This is a genomic window from Pseudarthrobacter sp. 10T415, from assembly GCF_056394175.1.
The window spans coordinates 60144-79910 of sequence record NZ_JBFTHJ010000010.1; the positions used below are offsets into that span (position 1 = coordinate 60144).

Consider the following 19767-nt stretch of genomic DNA (forward strand, 5'->3'; position numbering starts at 1 on the left):
AAGGCACCACATGTGAGCGCGCGTTCGCGGAAAAGGCACCACAAGTGAGCGCGCGTGAGCGTGGTTAGACGGTGCGGACGGCCTCGTCGTAGGAGAACTTGGGCTTGGCGGCGCCCCAGGCTTCCTCACCGGGCTGGCCGATGTTGACCACCAGGAAGCTCTTCTGGTCGCCGGCCGGGAAGAAGGCGGCGTCGATGGCGGCGAAGTCGGCGCCGGTCATGGGGCCTGCGGCGAAGCCGAGCGAGCGGACGGCAAGGATGAAGTAGCCGGCCTGAAGGTGGGCGTTGTTGTTGCCGGTACTGGCGGCCAGGGCGGGATCGGCGTCGTACATGGCCTTGGGGGCGTTGTAGCCGGGGAGGAAGCTGTCCCACTTGCCGGCCCAGTCAGTCTCGTAGCTGAGGATGGCCACCAGCGGAGCGGAGGCCGTCTTGGCCTGGTTGCCGCGGGAGAGGGTGTCCACCAGGGTGGCGCGGGCCTCGTCCGAGCGGACGTAGGTGACGCGCAGCGGCTGGGAGTTGAACGCGGTAGGCCCGAACTTAGTCAGCTCGTAGATGGCCTGGGCCTGCTCCTCGGTGACCTCACCGGTGAAGGAGTTGGCGGTGCGGGCCTGGGCGAAGATGGCGTCAACGGCTGCCGAATCGATAACCGCTTCTTCATGGGCAATGGTCATTCGCGTACCTTTCGCTGCGGCTCCCCCCGCCTGCCGGGGTGGGCCTCTGGTTGCTTTCCATAGTTGCAACTTCAACTGCTTGCCGCCTCTTCCCGTGACGGCAGGTGACGTTGGACACAGCGGATCCCCGGCTCTTCACGGCATGCTGCGGACGGCAGCCTCCCTGCAGGGCTGGCGGTATTCTTGAGCGAGTTGATCTTCGCCCCCTCGCGGCACCCCCTGAAAGGCATTCCTTCCCATGAGCATGCTCGGAATCAAATGGAAGCTGCACGGCACCGGAAAATCCATCAAGCCCGGCCAGGTGGTGGCCCCGGATGAGCGTTTGGCGTGGCCGCTGACCATCGGCGTGGGCATGCAGCACGTGGTGGCCATGTTCGGCGCCACGTTCCTGGTGCCCATCATCACCGGCATGCCGCCGGCCACCACGCTGTTCTTCTCCGGCATCGGCACGCTCCTGTTCCTGGTGGTCACCAAGGGCCGCGTGCCCAGCTACCTCGGCTCAAGCTTCGCGTTCATCGCACCCATCACCGCGTCCCAGGCGCAGTTCGGCATTCCGGGTGCCCTCGGCGGCGTGGTGCTGGCCGGTGCCACCCTGGCCCTGGTGGGCGCCGTGGTGCAAAAGTTCGGCGCCGGGTGGATCAACCGGCTCATGCCGCCCATCGTCACCGGCGCCATCGTGGCGCTGATCGGCCTGAACCTGGCGCCCGCCGCGAAGCAGAACTTCGACGCCGCCCCCATCACCGCCGTCATCACGCTGGCCACGATCATCCTGGTCAGCGTGCTGTTCCGCGGGATCCTGGGCCGGCTGAGCATCCTGGTGGGCGTGGTGGTGGGCTACCTGGTGGCCATGCTCCGCGGCGAGGTCAGTTACGAAAAGATGGACGCCGCCGCATGGGTGGGCCTCCCCCACTTCCAGACACCGGAGTTCCACATCGGCGTCCTGGGCCTGTTCGTCCCGGTGGTGCTGGTGCTGGTTGCAGAGAACATCGGCCACGTGAAGTCCGTGGCCGCCATGACGGGCCAGAACCTCGACGGCGTCTCCGGGCGCGCGCTGATGGCCGACGGCGCCGCGACGGTCCTGGCGGGCTTCGGCGGCGGATCCGGCACCACCACGTACGCCGAGAACATCGGCGTCATGGCTGCCACCAAGGTCTATTCGACGGCGGCCTACTGGGTGGCGGGCATGTTCGCCATCCTGCTCAGCTTCTCCCCGAAGTTCGGCGAACTCATCGCCACGGTCCCGCAGGGAGTACTGGGCGGTGCTGCCACCATGCTGTACGGCATGATCGGCATCCTGGGCGTGAAGATCTGGGTGCAGAACAAGGTGAACTTCTCCAACCCCGTCAACCTGACCACGGCCGCCGTCGCCCTGATCATCGGCATCGCCGACTACACCTGGACCATCGGAGACCTGAAGTTCACCGGCATCGCCCTGGGCTCCGCCGCGGCATTGGTGATCTACCACGGCATGCGTGGCATCGCGAAGGCCCGCGGAACCGTAGCCGAGCCCGAGACCGAGCAGGGCGGGCTGCCGCCGGCGGTCAGGTCTGCGTTGAACGCGGCGACCAAGCGCAGCCCCAAGAAGCGCTGAGCCGCTTGCTCAGATAGCCGTTCCCGGCACCCCATGTAGGGTGAAAGGACGTCAAGCACTACGTCTGGGGAATCAAATGCTTGAGAGTTTCATGCGCCTGCCGAAATCGACGCCGCCGGCAAACCACCGCCACGTCCAGCAGGGGGATCTGCCGTCCGGCCAGATCTACACCCTGGATCCGGTACCCAAGTCCCGCTTGGCAGGATGCATCCTCGCGGTCCTGCTCAGTGCCTGGATGCTGGCAGTGCCCATTGCCCTGATTGACCGCCTCAAGGATGCTCCCGGGCCAGGAACCGCCGTCCTGACCGGAGGCATTATCGCCTTTGCCTTGGTCACCGCGGGCCTCGGCGGTTTCCGCTTCTTCAACGCCAGGGACGTCCGAAAGCGGCTGTCCGGCGCCCTTATCGCGGCCCTGGCTGCAGCCGTCACCGCGGCAGCCGTCTCAGCGTTCTTGCCAAGATACGGGCTACTGCTCGCGGTTCCGGCCGCAGTGGCGGGAGTCCCGGCACTCATCTTGTTGATCCGGGACGCACGCCGGCCCTCTGCCCGCTAGAGCTGCCGCAGGCTAGGCGGCCTGCCCTTGCGGCGCCGGGCCGCCCGACATGCCGGGGTTCAGGCCCGCCACGGGGTGGCCGGGCGGGAACGGTCCCGGCCGGCCCAACCCGAAGATGGGCCCGGGCAGCGGACGCTTGGCGGTCAGCGATTCGTCCTCAGGATGCAGGATCCGCCTCAGGATCCAGGGGACGAAGTACTGCCGCGCCCACACCAGGTCCTCTGCCCGCGCGTGCTTCCAGCCCTGGTCCGGAAGGGGTTTGGGCTGGAAGGGCTGCAGGGTGTGCGGAACGCCCAGGGCGTTGAGCGTGGCCACGGCAACCGCGTGGTGGCCCAGCGGGGAAAGGTGCAGCCGGTCCGGATCCCACATGGCAGCATGCTGGAGCTCGGGCAGGCACCAGAGATCCACCATCACGCAGTGGTGCCTGGCACCGATGGTGTGGATGTTCTCGTTGTAGACAGCCACCTTGCCGCGGATGGTACTGAAGACGGGCGTGTTGCCCCAGTCCGGCCCGGCATAGAGGAGGACGGTGGCGCCGGTGGCGGACAGCACCCCGACGGCGGCATCCAGCTTTTCGGCCAGTTTGTCCGGGTTGCCGCGCTTGAAGAGGATGTCGTTCCCGCCGCCGGACATGGCAATCAGGTCAGGTTTCAGGGCAAGCGCGGGTGCCAGCTGACGGTCCAGGATCTGCCGCAGCAGCAGTCCCCGGACGGCCAGGTTGGCGTAGGCGAAGTCCGGCTGCCCGTCGCTGAGTTCCTCCGCCGCCCGGTCCGCCCAGCCGCGCAAACCGCCCAGGCTGCGTGGTTCGGGATCGCCAATGCCCTCGGTGTAGGAGTCCCCCAGGGCGACGAAACGGTGCCAGGGGTGCAGCACCTGGCCCTCGCCGGTCCTGTTCAGTCCACGATCGTCGGTGATCATGCCGTTCTCCTTCCCGCGGTTGGACGCGGGCGCTGCTTCCTTGCAGCCCCCGCCCTTGGGGCGCCTTGTGAGGCGTGCCCCAGCTCGGCCGCCGGCGCAGGCTGGAAGCCCGTGACGCCGTCGTACATCTCCGGCGGAGGTGCCGCCGGTGCCGGACCGGGACGTCCCATCCCGGCGTTGGGCGCGACGACGTTGAGCGCCGCGTCCCGGAGGTCCAGTTCGTGGTGGACCGCCTGGGTCTGCAGGAACCTCAGCGCGCCCTCGCGGCTCAGCCCGTATTCGTTCATGAGGCTGCGGACGGCCAGGTCCACCAGCACCAGCGAGCTTTGCACGACGGCGATGCCCGCCGTGGCTTCGGCACGTTCACCGACGCGTACTACCACGCGCAGCGCCCGGGCCACCTGGTGGACGTACGTGCGGCACCGGACAAGGTCGTCACTGGTGAAGGTATGCGCGGCGGCCGCGTAAAGGTTGATGGCGGCACTCGCCCCGCCTTCGGAGGCGATGGGCGCGGACAGCAGGGACTGCACGCCGTGCGCAGCGGCGGCACTGGAGTATCCGGGCCAGCGCCAGTCCCGGCTGAGGTCGGAGAGAAGGACGAACTCGCCGGTCCGCATGGCTTCCATGACGGGGCCGTCCGCGAACGAACACTGCTCGCGGTCCGCCTCCCGCGCCTGCTCGGTGCTCGCCGCGAGGGTGTGGGATTTTCCCAGCCTGAAGAGGGTGGCCGCCCAGCCGATGCCGCGCTGTTCACCCTTGACGTCGCGCATGAACTCATGGGTGACTTCCCAGAGATAGTTCTCGACGTCCTTGCTGTCGAAAACGGGCTCCGGGGGCGATGGAAGCGGTCCCCAGCCAACCTGCCCCGAGGGTTCAGCGGCCATGTTCCACGCCTAGGGTTGAAAAAGCTGCGGGCCCACTGCAAAACCTCCTCTAAGAATACGACCCGAAAGCGCCGTAAGGGGAGGTGCGGACCGCAGGTTTAGGGGAAGCCGCAGCCACCCCTATCCCTACCTGGTCCGAGGCGGGGTTGCGCGGTCCAGGCAGCTCAACGGCAGTGACGGGGCGTTCCCTAGCGCACGTCGATGTCCAGCACCTGGAACTCGTCCGCCGAATGCCGGCCCACCAGGATCCGGAACGTTCCCGGCTCAACCTGCCAGCCGCCGTCGTAATGGGCAAAGGCGCGCGCGGGAATCCTAACCTCAACGCTGTCCGTGCCGCCGGCGGCCAGATGCGTTCCGGCATAGCCGGCGAGCCAGCGCACGGGCCGTTCCACCGCTGATTCCGGGCGCTCGAGGTAGACCTGCACCACCTCGCGGCCGGCCCGCGTGCCGGTGTTGCGGACGGGGACGTGCACCACCACGTCCTTGCCGGCAGGAACCGCCTGGGAGGCGTGCGGCGTGCAGAGCTCGAACGTGGTGTAGCCCAGCCCGTAGCCGAACGGCAGCGCCGGGCCAGCCCCGCCGGCTGCCTGCTGCTTCAGCCAGGCCCGGTAGCCCACATGGATGCCCTCGGAATAGACCACCTTGCCGTCCACGGGGACGGTGTCCAGCACCGGGACGTCCGCCAGGGCTGCCGGCCAGGTGGTGGGCAGCCGGCCGCCCGGTTCCTCGGCACCGAGCAGGATGTCCGCGATGGCACGGCCGAATTCCTGTCCCCCGAACCAGCCCAGCAGCACCGCATCCACGCGGTCCAGCCACGGCATGAGCACCGGCGAGCCGGAGTTCACCACCACCACGGTGCGCGGATTCGCAGCGGCCACGGCTTCGACCAGCTGGTTCTGGTGGCCGGGAAGGTCGAGGTCTTTGCGGTCGAAGCCTTCGGACTCGATGGCTGCGCTGGTGCCCACCACCACTACTGCAACGTCCGCCGCCCTGGCTGCCTCTACCGCGGCGTCGATCTCAGCCTGCGGGTCCGCCACTACGGTTTCCTCGCCCAGGAGGATGGCGGTGAACGGGATGGCCTGCTCCGCGGGCAGTTCGAAGAGCGCCTCGATCCGGACCCGCTGACCTGCCCCGGTTTCGATGGCGTGGACGGTCTTGGGCGGATCGAAGAGCGCGGCGCCGAGGACGTCGGTATCGTCCTCGATGGTCCCGTTGAACACCTCGTCGCCGCGGAGTGAGAGGCTGATCCTGCCCACGGTACCCACGCCAAGGTGGTGCGTGCCCGCGGACGGTGCCGTCCAGTCAGTTTCCATCCGGATGGCGGCAGAGCCCTCGGGGATGCCGATCCCGAACCAGATCAGGTGGGATGCCAGCCGGTCCTCGCCGGAGAGATCCGTGCCGTCAGCTGCCAGGAACGTGACGCGCAGGCCGGGGACGTTGGACACCGGGTTGTGGAGCGAGGTCCGCGGGAAGGCCTGCAGGCCCTCGGCCACCTTGGCGCCGCGGTGGTAGGAGACGGTGACGCCGGCGGGCAGGGCCTCGCGCAGGCCGTCCAGCGGCGAGATGTTCTGCTTGGGCATGACGGTGGCGCTGCCGCCGCCTTGGGTCCGTGCTTCCTCTGCGTTGTGGCCGCTCACGGCCACGCTGCCCAGGGCAGCCGGGTCCAGGGGCAGCAGGCCGCCCCGGTTGCGGACCAGGACGGCGCCGCGGACAGCCACTTCGCGGGCGACGGCGGCGGCGTTGAGGGGTGCCGGCAGTTCCGTGACGGCGGGGCTGACGCCGTCGAGCGAACCTACGCGGGCGGCCAGCCGAAGGATGCGGACCACCTTGTCCAGGATGGCGGTGCGGCTGACGCGGCCATCTTCGACGGCGGCCAGCAGCTTGGGTCCCCAGTGACCCACAGGGCCCGGCATTTCCAGGTCCTGGTGGGCGTTGGCGGCGTCAACGGAGCGGACCCCGGTCCAGTCGGACACCACTACGCCGTCGAAGCCCCACTCGGTGGACAGCGGCGTTTCGAGGAGGGCGTTTTCGCTGGCGGTGGTGCCGTTGATGGAGTTGTAGGAGCTCATCACCAGCCAGGCCCGGGCCTCGGTCACGGCGTCCTCGAAGGCTGCCAGGTAAAGCTCCCGCAGGGGCCGCTCGTCCACCACGGAGTCGGCGGTGAAGCGGTCGGTTTCGGCTTCGTTCGCGAGGTAGTGCTTGGGGGTGGCCCCGACTCCCATGGACTGCACGCCGGCCACGTATCCGGCGGCGATGGTGGCCGTCAGCCGGGGGTCCTCGCTCATGCATTCGAAGTGCCTGCCGCCCAGCGGGGAGCGGTGCAGGTTGATGGTGGGGCCCAGGACGGCGTGGACGCCTTTGCGCCGGGCTTCCTGGCCCAGGACCTGGCCGTAGCGGCGGGCCAGGCTGACGCTCCAGGTGGCGGACAGGGCGGACGACGACGGCAGGGAGACCGAGTCGTGCCGCTCATCGAAGTCCTCGCCGCGGACGCCGGCGGGGCCGTCCGACATCACTATGCGGGACAGCCCGATGGCGGGAAGGGCGTGCGTGGACCAGACGTCCGCGCCGGTGAGCAGCTGGACCTGCTGTTCCAGGGTGAGGCTTTCCGCGAGGTCCCTGATCCGGGCTTCGGCGTCCGGGGAGCCGGCGGCTGGAACGGCGTCGGCTGGAACGGTGGCGGCGGCGGGCAGGGTGGGGTTCACGGGGGCTCCTTCAGGTAGTGGAAAGATCGTAGCCGTAAAAACCGAGTATGACTAGGCTTTCGCTGGGCGGGGTGAAATACACTGGCTTCCGTGACTCCGAACAAGCCGCGCGGACCGTACGCCAAGGGAGCGGAACGCCGCGAACAGATCATCCAGACTGCAACCGACGTCTTCGCCACCGACGGCTTTGAGGGCACCGCCCTCAAGCGGGTGGCCGAGCTGGTGGGCGTCAAAGAGGCCACCCTGTTCCACTACTTCAGGGGAAAGCAGGAACTGCTGACCGCAGTCCTGGCCGAGCGGGACAGGCGCGGGCTTGCGGACACCCCGGCGAAGGAGGCCGGGTTGGCACTGATGGCTCCGATCGCCGCCAGGAACCGGACACAGCCGGGGCTCACCACGCTCTACGCGGTGGCCTCCGCCACGGCCAGCGACCCCGGGCATGATTCCCACGGCTACTTTCAGGAGCGGTTCGCCTCCGTGGTCCGCTCCCTGGAGGACGACATCCGGGAACGGCAGGCGGCCGGCGGGGTCAGGTCCGATGCTTCCGCCACGGACCTGGCCAGGCTGGTGGTGGCGGTGTCCGACGGGCTGCAGCTGCAATGGCTCTATGACAAGGACGTGGACATGGCAGCCGGGCTCGCTACCTTCATCGACATCCTTCTCAAGCCGCCCGCCTGATCTTTTCCGGCGAGCCGGCCGGCACCCAGTGACCCAGCCAGCCGACCCACCCGGCGGCCCAGCCTCCGGCCTAGCCGGCGATGGCGTTGCCTGCGAGGGTGGCTTCAATGACAGCCGGGGAAAGCACGTGCTGGGTGACCATCTGGCTGGCCCCCAGGATCGCCGCCTGTCCGCCGGCCATGGAAATGCCGATGCGCAGGTGCGTCGTGGCCAGCGGCAGCGACCGCCGATACACCACTTCGCGGATACCGGCCACGAGGTGTTCGCCGGCCTCCCCCACACTTCCGCCAATCACGATCATGGAAGGATTCAGCAGGTTGACCACTGTGGCCAGCACGTCCCCGACGTCCCGGCCGGCCTGGCGCAGCGCCTGGATGGCCTGCAGGTTCCCTTCGGCCACCAGCCGCAGGACGTCGCCGCCGGTTTTGGCTTCCAGCCCGTGGGACCGGAGCTGGTGCGCGACGGCGGGACCTGACGCGAGCGCCTCCAGGCACCCGTAGTTGCCGCAGCGGCACAGCACGTCGTCGCCCCTGGGGACGCGGACATGGCCAAGGTCGCCGGCAGTACCGTTGGCGCCGCGCTGCAGCTCGCCGCTGCTGATAATGCCGGCCCCGATTCCCGTGGCCACCTTGATGAAGAGGAAGTTCTCGTGCTCGGGCCAGTGCGCGGTGCGTTCGCCGAGCGCCATGATGTTCACGTCGTTGTCCACCAGGACGGGAACCGGCAGCTGCCGCTGGACGTACGGGACGACGTCGAAGCCGTCCCAGCCGGGCATGATGGGCGGCTTAACGGGGCGTCCGGTGTCATGTTCAACGGGGCCCGGCAGTCCGATGCCGACGCCGGCGAGGTCGCCCGGCTCACGGCCCGATTCGGCCAGGAGTTCCTTACCGGCGGCGATCACGCGGCCCAGGACAACAGCCGGCCCGTCCGCCACTTCCTGCGCAAACCGGCGTTCGCCGAGAATGCTGCCGCCCAGATCGGTGACGGCAACAATCACATGGGTAGCGCCGACGTCGACCGCCAGCACCACGCGGGCCTCGGGCTTAAAGGCAAAGCGCGACGGCGGCCTGCCGCCGCTCGAATTCGCCTCGCCGGCCGGGCCCACAAGCCCGGAGCCGATGAGGGCGTCAATGCGTGACGCCACGGTGGACCTGGCAAGCCCGGTGGTGAGGGCCAGCTCGGCACGGGTCCGCGCCTGGCCGTCACGAAGAAGCTGGAAAAGGTCACCAGCGCGCGAAAGGTTGCCGGCGTCGGCATCCCTTGCAGGCAATTTTCCTGAGGCTGGAGTCATGTACAAGTCATAACACGGAGACTTGGCACTGTCACGAATGCAGAAGATTGATTCGACGCAAACAACTTTTGCTTGACTCTCGTCAAAAGTAGTCCTAGGTTGTGACGAGGAGCACATCGCCCTTGCCGATACAGCAGATTGACGGCATCGATCAACCTCCGAACCCGAGTCCGCCTACAAAGAGGTAACCGACTTGCCAAGCCAGACAACGCCCGCCGAAACGCCCCTGGGGGTCGGCATCCTGGGCGCCGGTCCTGTCACCCAGGCCATCCACCTTCCCGCCCTCGCCCGGCTCCGCGACATCCTCGAAGTACGCCACATCATGGATGTGGATGAGTCCGTGGCTGCATCAGTCGCCGCCCGCGTCGGTGCCACGTCCAGCAACAACATGGACGCCCTGCTCGGCGACGACACCGTGGATATTGTTGCCATCTGCAGCCCGCACCAGTTCCACGCCGACCAGGTCATCGCCGCCTGCCGGGCCGGCAAGAAAGCCGTCCTGTGCGAAAAGCCGTTCGCCATGAACGCCGAAGAGGCCGCGCGCATCTCCGAGGTCAGTGCCGAAACGGGTGTTCCCATCGTGGTGGGTGCCATGCACACCTTCGATCCCGGCTGGCTCGCAGCAGAAGGTCACTGGGAAGACCTGCCGGAGACGGCTCACACCATCCGTTCCTCCATCGTGCTTCCGCCCAACGCCCGCTTCGAAGACTTCGCCACGGAGATTCTGTCGCGCCCCGCCGCCGGCACACCGGACTACTCAGACATCGACGTCATCAAATCCATGATGCAGGGCGGGATCATGGGGCTCGCCATCCACGACCTCCCCCTGGTCCGCCGGTTCACCCCGGACTTCGACGACATCCAGGTGCTGCAGGCCCGGCACGTCCGCCCCTTCGGCTACGCCATCTCACTGCGGACCCCCACGCGCACCATCGAACTGCGTGCCGCCATGAACAGCACCTGGCAGCCTGAGTGGAGCTTCGAGGCCATTGCGGACCACAGCGCGCTCCGGATCGATTTCACTCCCTCCTACGTCCAGGCGGGTTCCGCCACCGCCATTTTCAGCCGGGGCACCGAAACCACCACCCTCGGCCCCTACAGCCACAACGGCTACGAGGGCGAGTGGCGCGAGCTGGCAGAACTGGCGCGCGGAAACAAGCAGCCGCCGTCTGCGCAGACCCTGATTGATGACCTCACCTTCGCCCTGGCCATCGCGGACGCCACCGTGGACAGTGTCGCCGCCGAGTATGCCCGCCGGCCCGGCGGGATCGCCGCAACCGCAGGAGCGTCAGCATGAGCGCCACCTACTCCGTCACGGCAACCCCCGGCGCCGAGGAAGCCGGCGCAGTCGCCCTGGCCGTGGCGTCGCTGCCGGCAACCTTCGGCCCGACGGCAGGCGCTGCCGCCACCCCTGACGTCGCCGCTATCGCCGGCGGACGGGGCTGGGCGGCCGAGGCCCTGCACGCCATCGAAGCCGGAAGCCGCGGCGTCCTGGTGGTCAACCCCGTCCCCGAGGACACCGCCCAGCTGTCCGCTGCCGCCGAAGCCGCGGGCACCGCCGTCGTCCTCGACCTGCGCTGGGCCTCCAACCCGGCGCTGGTGTCGCAGGATGGAGGCCCGGATGCCCGGGAGGCATTCCGGAGCGCCCTGGGCACGGCGGCCATGCTGGACAGCGTCGCCACGGCTGCCCCCGGCACGGACCCGCAGCGGCTCCTTGGAGAGCACCTCGCCGCGCTGCTGGAGGTGACCGGAACGCTCGACGCCGTGTCCCTGCTGCAGAGCGGGACCACCGGCTACACGTTCAGCGGACGGCTCGCCAACGGCGCCCCGATGTCCGCCCACGGCGTGCTGACCGCGGCCCGTCCCGCCGGCGTCGACATCCGGCTGTACACGGCCGACGGCGGCGTCAGCGTCCGGCTGCCCGAGCCCGCCGCCGCCTGGCCCGCCGAAGTCCGGGTCACCGGGCCGCACGGCGGACTTTTGCTGCCCACCCTGTATGAATCAGCCCACCGGACGGCGTGGCGCCGCCTCAAGGATCACCTCACAGCCGGCACCCGGCCGGACGACCTCACCCGGTTCGCCCGGCTGACCGAGCTTTACGCAACTTTCGCTGACACGTAACCAGCCCCTCCGATACGCAACCAACCAGCAGTCCAGTCCCACCTCCACTCTCAACGATGAGCAGGACCGCACCACAACGCATCGCGCGGCGGTCCCGAAAGGACACACCATGAACGCAAACACCCACCAGAGCCGTTCCTTCTCCCGCCGCGGTTTCCTGGGCCTGACAGCCGCGGCTGCATCCGTTCCCCTGCTGGCGGCCTGCGGCGGAGGATCGGCAAGCCAGGGCGGCGGAGGCGGCGCCGGGGGAACCATCAAGTTCTGGGATATGCCGTGGGCCACCCCCGCGTACAACGACGCCGCGAAGGTCGTTGCGGAGGGCTTCTCCGGTGCGAACGGCAGCAAGGCGTCCTACCAGATCATCCAGTGGGCCAACTTCTACCAGACCTTCTCCTCCGCCATTGCCTCCAAGACCGGCCCGGCAGTGTCCACCGGCGGCGGCTTCCAGGCGTTCCAGTTCGAGCAGCAGGGCCAGATTGCGTACGCAGACAAGGTCATCGACAAGCTCAAGTCCAACGGCCAGTTCGACGATTTCCTTCCGGGCGTGCTGGACCCGTTCAAGTCAGACAAGGGCTACGTGGCGGTGCCGTGGCAGCTGGACATGCGCGTCTTCTGGTACCGCAAGTCCCTGTTCGAAAAGGCCAACGTTGCCCTGCCCACTGACTGGCCGTCCCTCCTGGAGGCCGGCAAGGCGCTGAAAAAGGTCGGCGCGTTCGGCTTCACCACAGGTGCCGGCACCGGCAACAACTACGCCAACCACTCCATGATCATGATGATGGTCAACAACGGCGGCGGCGTGTTCAACAAGGACGGCGAGCTGGACCTGCTCAACGACCGCAACGTCGAGGCCATGGAATTCGTCCTGGAACTGGTCTCCAACGGCATCGTGGACCCCGCAGCGGTCAGCTACACCACGGACAACATGTCCGCCCAGTGGAAGGACGGCAAGGCCGGCTACGGCCTCTTCCAGGTCAACGTCCCGCAGCGGGTGGGCGATACCTCCGGCGACCTGCTCGTGGCGGATCCCATCACCGGCCCGCACGGCGACAAGGCCACCATCGTGTTCCCGAACAACATCATGATGTACACCAACACCCCGTCGCAGGACGCGTCCGAGGAATTCCTGGTCTACTACCTGGGCCAGCTCAAGCAGCTCTGGCAGAAGAAGCTCATGTCCGCCCTCCCCGTCTTCAAGTCGATCACCGAGATCCCCGAGTTCGCCGACGACCCCAACAACGTCAAGATCGTCAAGGAATGGCAGCCGATCGCGAAGACCTTCGCCTCGCAGGGCAACACCCTGAACGCCAACCTCGCAGCGCTCGACGGCGGGCAGGCACTGAACCAGTTCAGCCAGACCATCATCACCGGCAAGTCCGACGCCAAGTCCGCGCTGCAGGCCTTCCAGTCCGGCCTCGAATCCGTCCTGAAGAAGTAGGACAGGGCCCCCCATGTCCAGTACCACAGCACAGTCCGGCCTGGCCCGGGCCCGCCGGGGAGTCGCCCCCGGCGGGTCCGGGACGCTTCCCGGGAAGCGCAAGAGCAAGCTCTCGGCACAGGCAACCAGGACGTTCTTCTGGCTCCTGCTCCCGTCCGTCGTCCTGCTCGTCCTCATCCACGGCTACCCGCTGGTTTACGCGGCCGTCCAGGCCACCCATGACGGGAACCTGCTGCAGACCGGAAACTTCATCGGCGGGGAAAACTTCGCCACCGTCCTGACCTCGCCGGCGTTCTGGAAAGCAGCCCAGTTCACCCTCTGGTTCACCATCGTGGGTGTCTTTGGCTCCTGGCTGGTGGGGCTGGGCCTGGCGCTGCTCCTGCGCACCAAGATTCCCGCCGGCAACACGTTCAAGGTCCTCCTGCTCCTGCCCTGGGTGGTGCCCATCGTGGTCTCCTCCACGGCCTGGAACTGGCTGGTGGCCACCCCGGACAGCCTTATCCCCTCCATGTTCCGCAACCTCGGACTGGGTACCCCGCTGTTCCTGGCCGATCCCACCCTGGCCTCCATCACGGTGATGGTGTTCAAGGTCTGGGTGTCCTTCCCCTTCATGATGATGATGACCTCCGCGGCGCTGGCCTCGGTGGATGAAACCGTCTACGAGGCCGCCAGCATGGACGGTGCCAGCCGCTGGCAGCAGTTCACCCAGATCACCCTGCCGCTGATCGCCCGGTCCACGTACATCAGCTGGATCCTGATGACCATCTTCTGCGTCAACGACTTCCCCACCATTTACCTGCTCACCGGCGGCGGACCCGTCAGCGCCACCACCTCCCTGGTGGTCCTGGCCTACCGCACCGTCTTCCAGGACTTCGCCACCGGCCCCGGCGTGGCCATCGCCTTCCTCATGACCATGACCCTGGTGGTCATCTCCGTCATCCTGTACCGCCAGATCCGAAAGTCGAGCGTCGAATAATGAGTGCAGTCCTCCACGCCCACCCGGAATCCGGCCCCACACTCGGAATCGACGAGGGCAAACCACGCAGGGTCCTGTCCGAAGCCGGCATGCGCGGCCGCTGGTGGCGGTTCGTCCTGATCCTTGCCATCACCGCCGTTGTGCTGGTTCCCATCCTGGTCACCGTGATCCTGGCCTTCACCCCCGGACCGAACAGCACCGCCACCGGCTTGACCTTCGAGAACCTCAGCAACGTTTTCTCCAAGACCCTCGCCGCCACCTGGCTCAAGAACAGCCTCATCACCACACTGGCAACCGTGCTGGTGTCCGTGGCCGTCGCCGCTCCGGCCGGCTATGTCCTGTCCCGCGGCCGGTCCAAGGCAGTCTCCGGCTACTCGCTGCTCCTGTTCGTCATGCAGTCCCTGCCCATCATCACCTCCGTGGTGCCGCTGTTCATCCTGTTCGCAGGGATGGGCCTGGTGGACAACCTCATGGGCCTGACCATCATCTACGTGGGCTCCACCATGACCGTTGCCACCTGGATGATGGCCGCCTACTTCGACTCCATCCCCATCAGCCTGGAAGAGGCGTCCTGGATCGACGGCTGCTCAGTCTTCGGCTCCTTCACCAAAGTGGTGCTGCGCAACTCCCTCCCGGGAATCCTGTCCACCGCCATCTTTGCCTTCCTCCTTGCCTGGAACGACTACCTGGTAGCCATCGTGTTCCTGCGCTCCAACGAAATCTTCACCCTTCCCATGGGCGTGCAGTCCTTCTTCCAGCAGAACGCCACGGACTGGACCTCCGTGATGGCCCTCGCCGTGGTGATGATGCTCCCGCCCGTCATCGTCTTCGCCACCCTGAACAAGTACTTCAGCGTCGGCGGCATCGGCGGATCCCTCGCCGGCCGCTAACCTGCCCAACATCGTCGCCAACCATCCTGATAGGAAACCCATGTCTTATTCACTTCAGCTCTACACCCTGCGCAACGCCATCGCGGAGGACCTGCCCGGCACCATCAAGAAGGTTGCGGAGATCGGCTTCACCCAGGTTGAGCCCTACAACTTCGTCGCTACGGCCAAGGAACTCGGTGCCGCGCTGAAGGAGAACGGCCTCACCGCACCCTCCGGCCATGCGCCGCTGCTGTCCCAGGACCAGGACGAGATCTTCACCGCGGCGAAGGAACTGGGCATCAGCACCGTCATCGATCCCTTCCTGCCCGCCGAGCACTGGCAGGACGCCGAAACCATCCAGGCCACTGCAGCCAAGCTCAACGCCGCAGCGAAGAAGGGCGCCGAGTACGGCATCACCGTGGGGTACCACAACCACGCCTGGGAACTGCAGTCCAGCATTGAGGGACGCACCGCGCTGGAGTACTTCGAGTCCCTGCTGGACCCTGAGTTGGTCCTGGAGGTCGACACCTACTGGGTGGCCGTGGGCGGCCAGGACCCCGTGGATATCCTCACCAAGCTCGGTGACCGGGTGAAGTTCATCCACATCAAGGACGGCAACCTGACCACGGACACCAAGGCCCAGCAGCCCGCCGGACAGGGCAAGGTCCCCGTCCTGGACGTGATCGCCGCCGCAAAGTCCCTCGACGTTGGCGTGGTGGAATTCGATGACTACTCCGGCGACATCTTCGACGGCATCACCCAGAGCCTGGCCTTCCTCAACAACAACACCGCCACCGAAGGAGCCAAAGCATGAGTTTCACACCATCCACCCGCAAGGGACCGGTTGGCGTTGCGGTGATCGGCGCGGGCAACATCTCCAAGCAGTACCTGGACAACCTCACCGTCTTCCCGGACCTGAAGGTCCTGGTGATCGCCGACCTCTTCGAAGACGCCGCCGAGGCCCGCGCCAAGGAATACGGCATCGCTGAATGGGGCGGCCCGGAAAAGGCGCTGAACCACCCCGACGTCGAAATCATCGTCAACCTCACCATCCCCGCCGCCCACGTGGAGGTGGCCACCGCAGCGGTGAACGCCGGCAAGCACGTCTGGACCGAGAAGCCCTTCTCCCTGGACCGCGAATCCGGGCTTGGCCTGCTCAAGGCTGCCGACGCCGCGGGTATCCGGCTCGGCACTGCACCGGACACGTTCCTGGGCGCCGGGATCCAGACTGCGCTGCGGCTCATCCAGCGCGGCGACATCGGCACGCCGCTGACCGCCATGACCACCTTCCAGACCCCCGGCCCGGAATCCTGGCACCCCAATCCCGCGTTCCTTTTCCAGCATGGCGCCGGCCCCCTGTTCGACATGGGACCGTACTACCTCACCACCCTGGTCCAGGCCTTCGGCTCCATCCGCAAGGTGGCCGCCGTCGGGTCCAAGGCCAAGGAGGTCCGCGTCATCGGTTCCGGGCCCAAGGCCGGCGAGGAATTCACCGTGGAGGTGCCCACCCACGTCTCAGCGATGGCCCAGTTCGAATCCGGCGCCTCCTCGCACAGCGTCTTCTCCTTCGAATCCCCCCGCGCCCGGATGGGGTTCGTGGAAATCACCGGCACGGAAGCCACCATCTCCCTGCCGGACCCCAACTATTTCACCGGCGACATCAGGCTCTGGCGCGCCGGTGACGAAGACTGGACCACCATCCCCGCCACCGGCCCTGCCAACGGCCGCGGCATGGGTGCCCTGGACATGGCCCGCGCCATCCGCGCCGGCGTGCCGCACCGGGCCACCGGCGACCTCGCCTACCACGTGCTGGACAGCATGGTCTCGATCTCCGAATCCATCGACTCCGGAACCTTCGTGAACGTCGAAAGCTCAGCTCCGGTTTCCACAGCCCTCCCCGAGGACTGGGCCCCGGAAACCGCAACTCTCTAGCTCAGCCAGCAGGAAGCAGCAGGAACACGCCATGACCACTCCCGCACACCCAACCGCAACCCCGGCTCCCCCATCCCTCGGGGTGGCCGCCATCGGTTACGCCTTCATGGGCAAAGCCCATTCAAATGCGTGGCGGAACGTGGCAAGTTTCTTCGACGTCCCGGCCTTCGAGCAGAAAGTGCTCGTGGGCCGGGACGCCACCGCCGTGGCCGAGGCCGCCACCAGGTACGGCTGGGCGGAGTCCGCCACCGACTGGCGTGAAGTCATCGACCGGGACGACATCCACATCATCGACATCTGCGCCCCCGGCTGGATGCACGCCGAGATCGCCATCGCAGCACTGGAAGCCGGCAAGCACGTGCTGGTTGAGAAGCCGCTCGCCAACACCCTTGCCGAAGCCGAGCTCATGACCGCCGCCGCCGCGAAGGCACGCGCCAGGGGCGTTCAGTCCATGATCGGTTTCAACTACCGCCGCGTCCCCGCCCTTGCCCTGGCCCGGGAGCTCATCGCCGAAGGCCGGCTCGGCACCGTCCGGCACGTCCGCGCCGCCTACCTCCAGGACTGGCTGGCCGACGACCAATCGCCCATGACCTGGCGGCTCCGCAAGGAGACTGCCGGCTCCGGCGCGCTGGGCGACATCGCCTCCCACGCCATCGACCAGGTCCTCTACCTCCTGGGCGACCAGGTCACGGAGGTCACCGGCCGGCTCCATACGTTCGTTCCGCAGCGTCCCGGCGGCAATTCCGCCGGGGAAGGCCTGGAGGACGTCACCGTCGACGACGCCGCCTGGGCCACGCTGTCCCTCGCCTCCGGAGCCATCGCCTCAGTGGAGGTCTCCAGGGTGGCCACGGGCCAGAAGAACAGCCTCAAGCTCGAGATCTACGGCGACAAGGGCACCATCCTGTTCGACCTCGAAAACCTCAACGAACTCGGGTTCCTGGACGCCACCGCCCCGGTGCGCGAGCAGGGATTCCGCCGCATAATGGTGAACGAACCCGAGCACCCCTACCTCGAAGCGTGGTGGCCGCAAGGCCATATCATCGGCTGGGAACATACCTTTACCCACCAGGTCCGGGACTTCCTCACCGCCATCCAGGACCAAACCCCGCCCTCGCCGTCGTTCGAGGAAGGACTGAACGTGCAGTACATCCTCAACGCCGTGGAGGAATCCGCCGCCGCGAAGAGCGCCCTGATCCAACTGCCTGGCACCTCCCCGGAGACCAGCCCCACCGAAGGAGCCTGACCATGCCCCGCCCGTTTACCCTGTTCACCGGCCAGTGGGCCGATCTTCCGCTTGAGGAAGTCGCCAAACTTGCCTCCGGCTGGGGCTATGACGGCCTGGAAATCGCCGTCTCCGGAGACCACCTGGACGCCTGGCGTGTGGACGAACCAGGCTACGTCGAGTCCAAGCTCGAACTCCTGGACAAGTACAACCTCAAGGTCTGGGCCATCTCCAACCACCTCAAGGGCCAGGCAGTATGCGATGACCCCATCGACTTCCGCCACGAGGCCATCGTCGGCTCGCGCGTGTGGGGCGACGGGGAGCCCGAAGGCGTCCGCCAGCGCGCCGCCGAGGAACTCAAGCACACCGCCCGGCTCGCCCGTGCACTGGGCGTGGACACCGTCGTCGGGTTCACCGGCTCCTCCATCTGGCAATACGTCGCGATGTTCCCGCCCGTCCCGGAAAAAGTCATCGACGCCGGCTACCAGGACTTCGCCGACCGCTGGAACCCCATCCTGGACGTCTTCGACGACAACGGCGTCCGCTTCGCCCACGAAGTCCACCCCTCCGAGATCGCCTACGACTACTGGACCACCCAGCGCACGCTCGAAGCGATCGGCCACCGCGAAGCGTTCGGCCTGAACTGGGACCCGTCACACATGATGTGGCAGGGCATCGACCCCGTGTCCTTCATCTGGGACTTCAAGGACCGGATCTACCACGTGGACTGCAAAGACACCAAGATCCGCCAGACCGGCCGCAACACCGTCCTCGGCTCCCACCTCGCCTGGGGCGACCCCCGCCGCGGCTGGGACTTCGTCTCCGCAGGCCGGGGCGACGTCCCCTGGGAAGCGTCCTTCCGGGCCCTGGCCGCCATCGGCTACACCGGCCCCATCTCAGTGGAATGGGAAGACGCCGGCATGGACCGCCTCCACGGCGCCCCCGAAGCCCTGGCCGCCCTCAAGAAATACGACTTCCCCGCATCCCAAACCAGCTTCGACGCCGCCTTCAGCAGCAAGGACTAGCCTGTGGCCGACGCGATCCGCAGTCTCCGGCCCGGCCAGCGCTGTGAGGTGTGGGTCGCGTCGGTTTCCGGGCAGGCCAGCCTGCTTTTCAGCTCCGACACGCTCCTGCTGGAAGCGGCCAACTGGACCCTGGACGGCACAGCCCTTGTCCTGAACGGTAACGGGAAGTTGTGGAGGCTGGCCACTGAAGAACGGGCGCTCGGGGAAATACCGCTCACCGGAATTCCGGACCTCAACAACGATCACGTCCTGGCACCTGATGGCAGTGACATCTTCCTCTCAGCCAACGACGGCCACATCTACCGGGCTGCGTTGGACGGCGGCGCAGCCACCAGGATCACCAAAGACGACGGCACTTTCCATTTCCTCCACGGCGTCAGCCCTGACGGCAAGGAACTCGCCTACGTTGGCATCGAGGCGGGCGACTTCAAGCGGCCGGGTCACCTGATGACCATGGCGTCCGACGGCGGTGCTGCCGCCCGCGTCGATGTTGGTTCCGGCCATTGCGACGGTCCCGAGTACTCGCCTGACGGGACGTGGCTGTACGTGAATACGGAGTCCTTCAGCACAGTTCCCGGCCATGCCCAGCTTGCCCGCGTGCGGGCCGACGGCAGCGGATTCGAGCAACTCCTGCACAGCACCACTGTCGACTGGTTCCCGCACGTTTCCCCGGACGGCCGCTTCGCCACGTACATCCGGTTCCCCGCCGGAACCGAAGGCCACCCCGCTGACCTGCCGGTCGACGTCGTCCTTGTTTCCACGGATGACTGGACCACTCCCCTGTTCACATGGCCGCTGCTGGGCGGCCAAGGTACGCTCAACGTCAACAGTTGGTCGCCGGACTCCGACCACTTTGCCTTTGTGGCCTATCCGCTTTCTGACTCACCAAAGGACTGACTT

At 67.1% G+C, this 19767-nt stretch carries 18 protein-coding genes; 13 read left to right on the plus strand and 5 right to left on the minus strand.

Annotated elements, in window-relative coordinates; all coding sequences use genetic code 11:
- Positions 1-64: 64 nt before the first annotated feature.
- Positions 65-670 carry a malonic semialdehyde reductase gene (locus AC1DBN_RS13860; RefSeq protein ID WP_012631002.1) on the minus strand — a complete coding sequence of 202 codons (606 nt, stop codon included), beginning with the start codon at positions 668-670 and terminating at the stop codon, positions 65-67.
- A 238-nt stretch (positions 671-908) separates the two neighbouring features.
- Between AC1DBN_RS13860 and AC1DBN_RS13865 the strand changes: the two genes are divergently transcribed.
- Complete coding sequence (locus AC1DBN_RS13865; RefSeq protein ID WP_091717325.1) at positions 909-2261, plus strand: uracil-xanthine permease family protein; 1353 nt, start codon at positions 909-911, stop codon at positions 2259-2261.
- A gap of 76 nt (positions 2262-2337) precedes the next feature.
- On the plus strand, positions 2338-2814 hold the full coding sequence (locus tag AC1DBN_RS13870; protein ID WP_231994424.1) for a hypothetical protein: 477 nt from the start codon (positions 2338-2340) through the stop codon (positions 2812-2814).
- A gap of 12 nt (positions 2815-2826) precedes the next feature.
- On the opposite strand, the gene AC1DBN_RS13875 is transcribed toward AC1DBN_RS13870, so the two are convergent.
- From AC1DBN_RS13875 to AC1DBN_RS13885, 3 genes are all read right to left on the minus strand, one after another.
- Positions 2827-3732, minus strand: coding sequence for an SGNH/GDSL hydrolase family protein (locus tag AC1DBN_RS13875; protein WP_477723465.1), 906 nt, complete (start codon positions 3730-3732; stop codon positions 2827-2829).
- The gene (locus AC1DBN_RS13880) at positions 3729-4616 is read right to left on the minus strand and encodes a GAF domain-containing protein (RefSeq protein ID WP_477723466.1); all 888 of its coding nucleotides are present in this window, start codon (positions 4614-4616) and stop codon (positions 3729-3731) included. Before AC1DBN_RS13880 ends, AC1DBN_RS13875 begins: the two co-directional genes overlap by 4 nt.
- A 188-nt stretch (positions 4617-4804) precedes the next feature.
- Complete coding sequence (locus AC1DBN_RS13885; protein ID WP_477723467.1) at positions 4805-7318, minus strand: beta-glucosidase; 2514 nt, start codon at positions 7316-7318, stop codon at positions 4805-4807.
- A 90-nt stretch (positions 7319-7408) separates the two neighbouring features.
- Here AC1DBN_RS13885 and AC1DBN_RS13890 point away from each other — a divergent pair, with 90 nt between their 5' ends.
- On the plus strand, positions 7409-7996 hold the full coding sequence (locus AC1DBN_RS13890) for a TetR/AcrR family transcriptional regulator (RefSeq protein WP_477723468.1): 588 nt from the start codon (positions 7409-7411) through the stop codon (positions 7994-7996).
- Positions 7997-8066: 70 nt separating this feature from the next.
- On the opposite strand, the gene AC1DBN_RS13895 is transcribed toward AC1DBN_RS13890, so the two are convergent.
- Positions 8067-9287, minus strand: coding sequence for an ROK family transcriptional regulator (locus AC1DBN_RS13895; protein ID WP_477723469.1), 1221 nt, complete (start codon positions 9285-9287; stop codon positions 8067-8069).
- A gap of 193 nt (positions 9288-9480) precedes the next feature.
- Here AC1DBN_RS13895 and AC1DBN_RS13900 point away from each other — a divergent pair, with 193 nt between their 5' ends.
- From AC1DBN_RS13900 to AC1DBN_RS13945, 10 genes are all read left to right on the plus strand, one after another.
- A complete protein-coding gene (locus AC1DBN_RS13900) occupies positions 9481-10584 on the plus strand; it encodes a Gfo/Idh/MocA family protein (RefSeq protein WP_477723470.1) in 1104 nt (367 codons plus the stop codon).
- Positions 10581-11408 (plus strand): hypothetical protein, encoded by an 828-nt coding sequence (locus AC1DBN_RS13905; RefSeq protein WP_477723471.1) that lies wholly within the window; start codon positions 10581-10583, stop codon positions 11406-11408. Before AC1DBN_RS13900 ends, AC1DBN_RS13905 begins: the two co-directional genes overlap by 4 nt.
- Before the next feature lie 109 nt (positions 11409-11517).
- The gene (locus AC1DBN_RS13910) at positions 11518-12843 is read left to right on the plus strand and encodes an ABC transporter substrate-binding protein (protein WP_091717310.1); all 1326 of its coding nucleotides are present in this window, start codon (positions 11518-11520) and stop codon (positions 12841-12843) included.
- Positions 12844-12856: 13 nt separating this feature from the next.
- Entirely contained in the window at positions 12857-13819 is a 963-nt protein-coding gene (locus AC1DBN_RS13915) for a carbohydrate ABC transporter permease (RefSeq protein ID WP_426765107.1), read from the plus strand.
- Positions 13819-14709: a carbohydrate ABC transporter permease gene (locus tag AC1DBN_RS13920; protein ID WP_477723472.1), complete on the plus strand. Its 891-nt coding sequence runs from the start codon at positions 13819-13821 to the stop codon at positions 14707-14709. Before AC1DBN_RS13915 ends, AC1DBN_RS13920 begins: the two co-directional genes overlap by 1 nt.
- A 40-nt stretch (positions 14710-14749) precedes the next feature.
- Complete coding sequence (locus AC1DBN_RS13925) at positions 14750-15502, plus strand: sugar phosphate isomerase/epimerase family protein (RefSeq protein WP_091717304.1); 753 nt, start codon at positions 14750-14752, stop codon at positions 15500-15502.
- On the plus strand, positions 15499-16620 hold the full coding sequence (locus AC1DBN_RS13930) for a Gfo/Idh/MocA family protein (RefSeq protein WP_477723473.1): 1122 nt from the start codon (positions 15499-15501) through the stop codon (positions 16618-16620). Before AC1DBN_RS13925 ends, AC1DBN_RS13930 begins: the two co-directional genes overlap by 4 nt.
- Positions 16621-16651: 31 nt before the next feature.
- A complete protein-coding gene (locus AC1DBN_RS13935) occupies positions 16652-17863 on the plus strand; it encodes a Gfo/Idh/MocA family protein (protein WP_477723474.1) in 1212 nt (403 codons plus the stop codon).
- A gap of 2 nt (positions 17864-17865) precedes the next feature.
- Positions 17866-18867, plus strand: coding sequence for a sugar phosphate isomerase/epimerase family protein (locus AC1DBN_RS13940; protein WP_477723475.1), 1002 nt, complete (start codon positions 17866-17868; stop codon positions 18865-18867).
- A gap of 3 nt (positions 18868-18870) precedes the next feature.
- Positions 18871-19764 carry a TolB family protein gene (locus AC1DBN_RS13945; protein ID WP_231994423.1) on the plus strand — a complete coding sequence of 298 codons (894 nt, stop codon included), beginning with the start codon at positions 18871-18873 and terminating at the stop codon, positions 19762-19764.
- Positions 19765-19767: the final 3 nt, after the last annotated feature.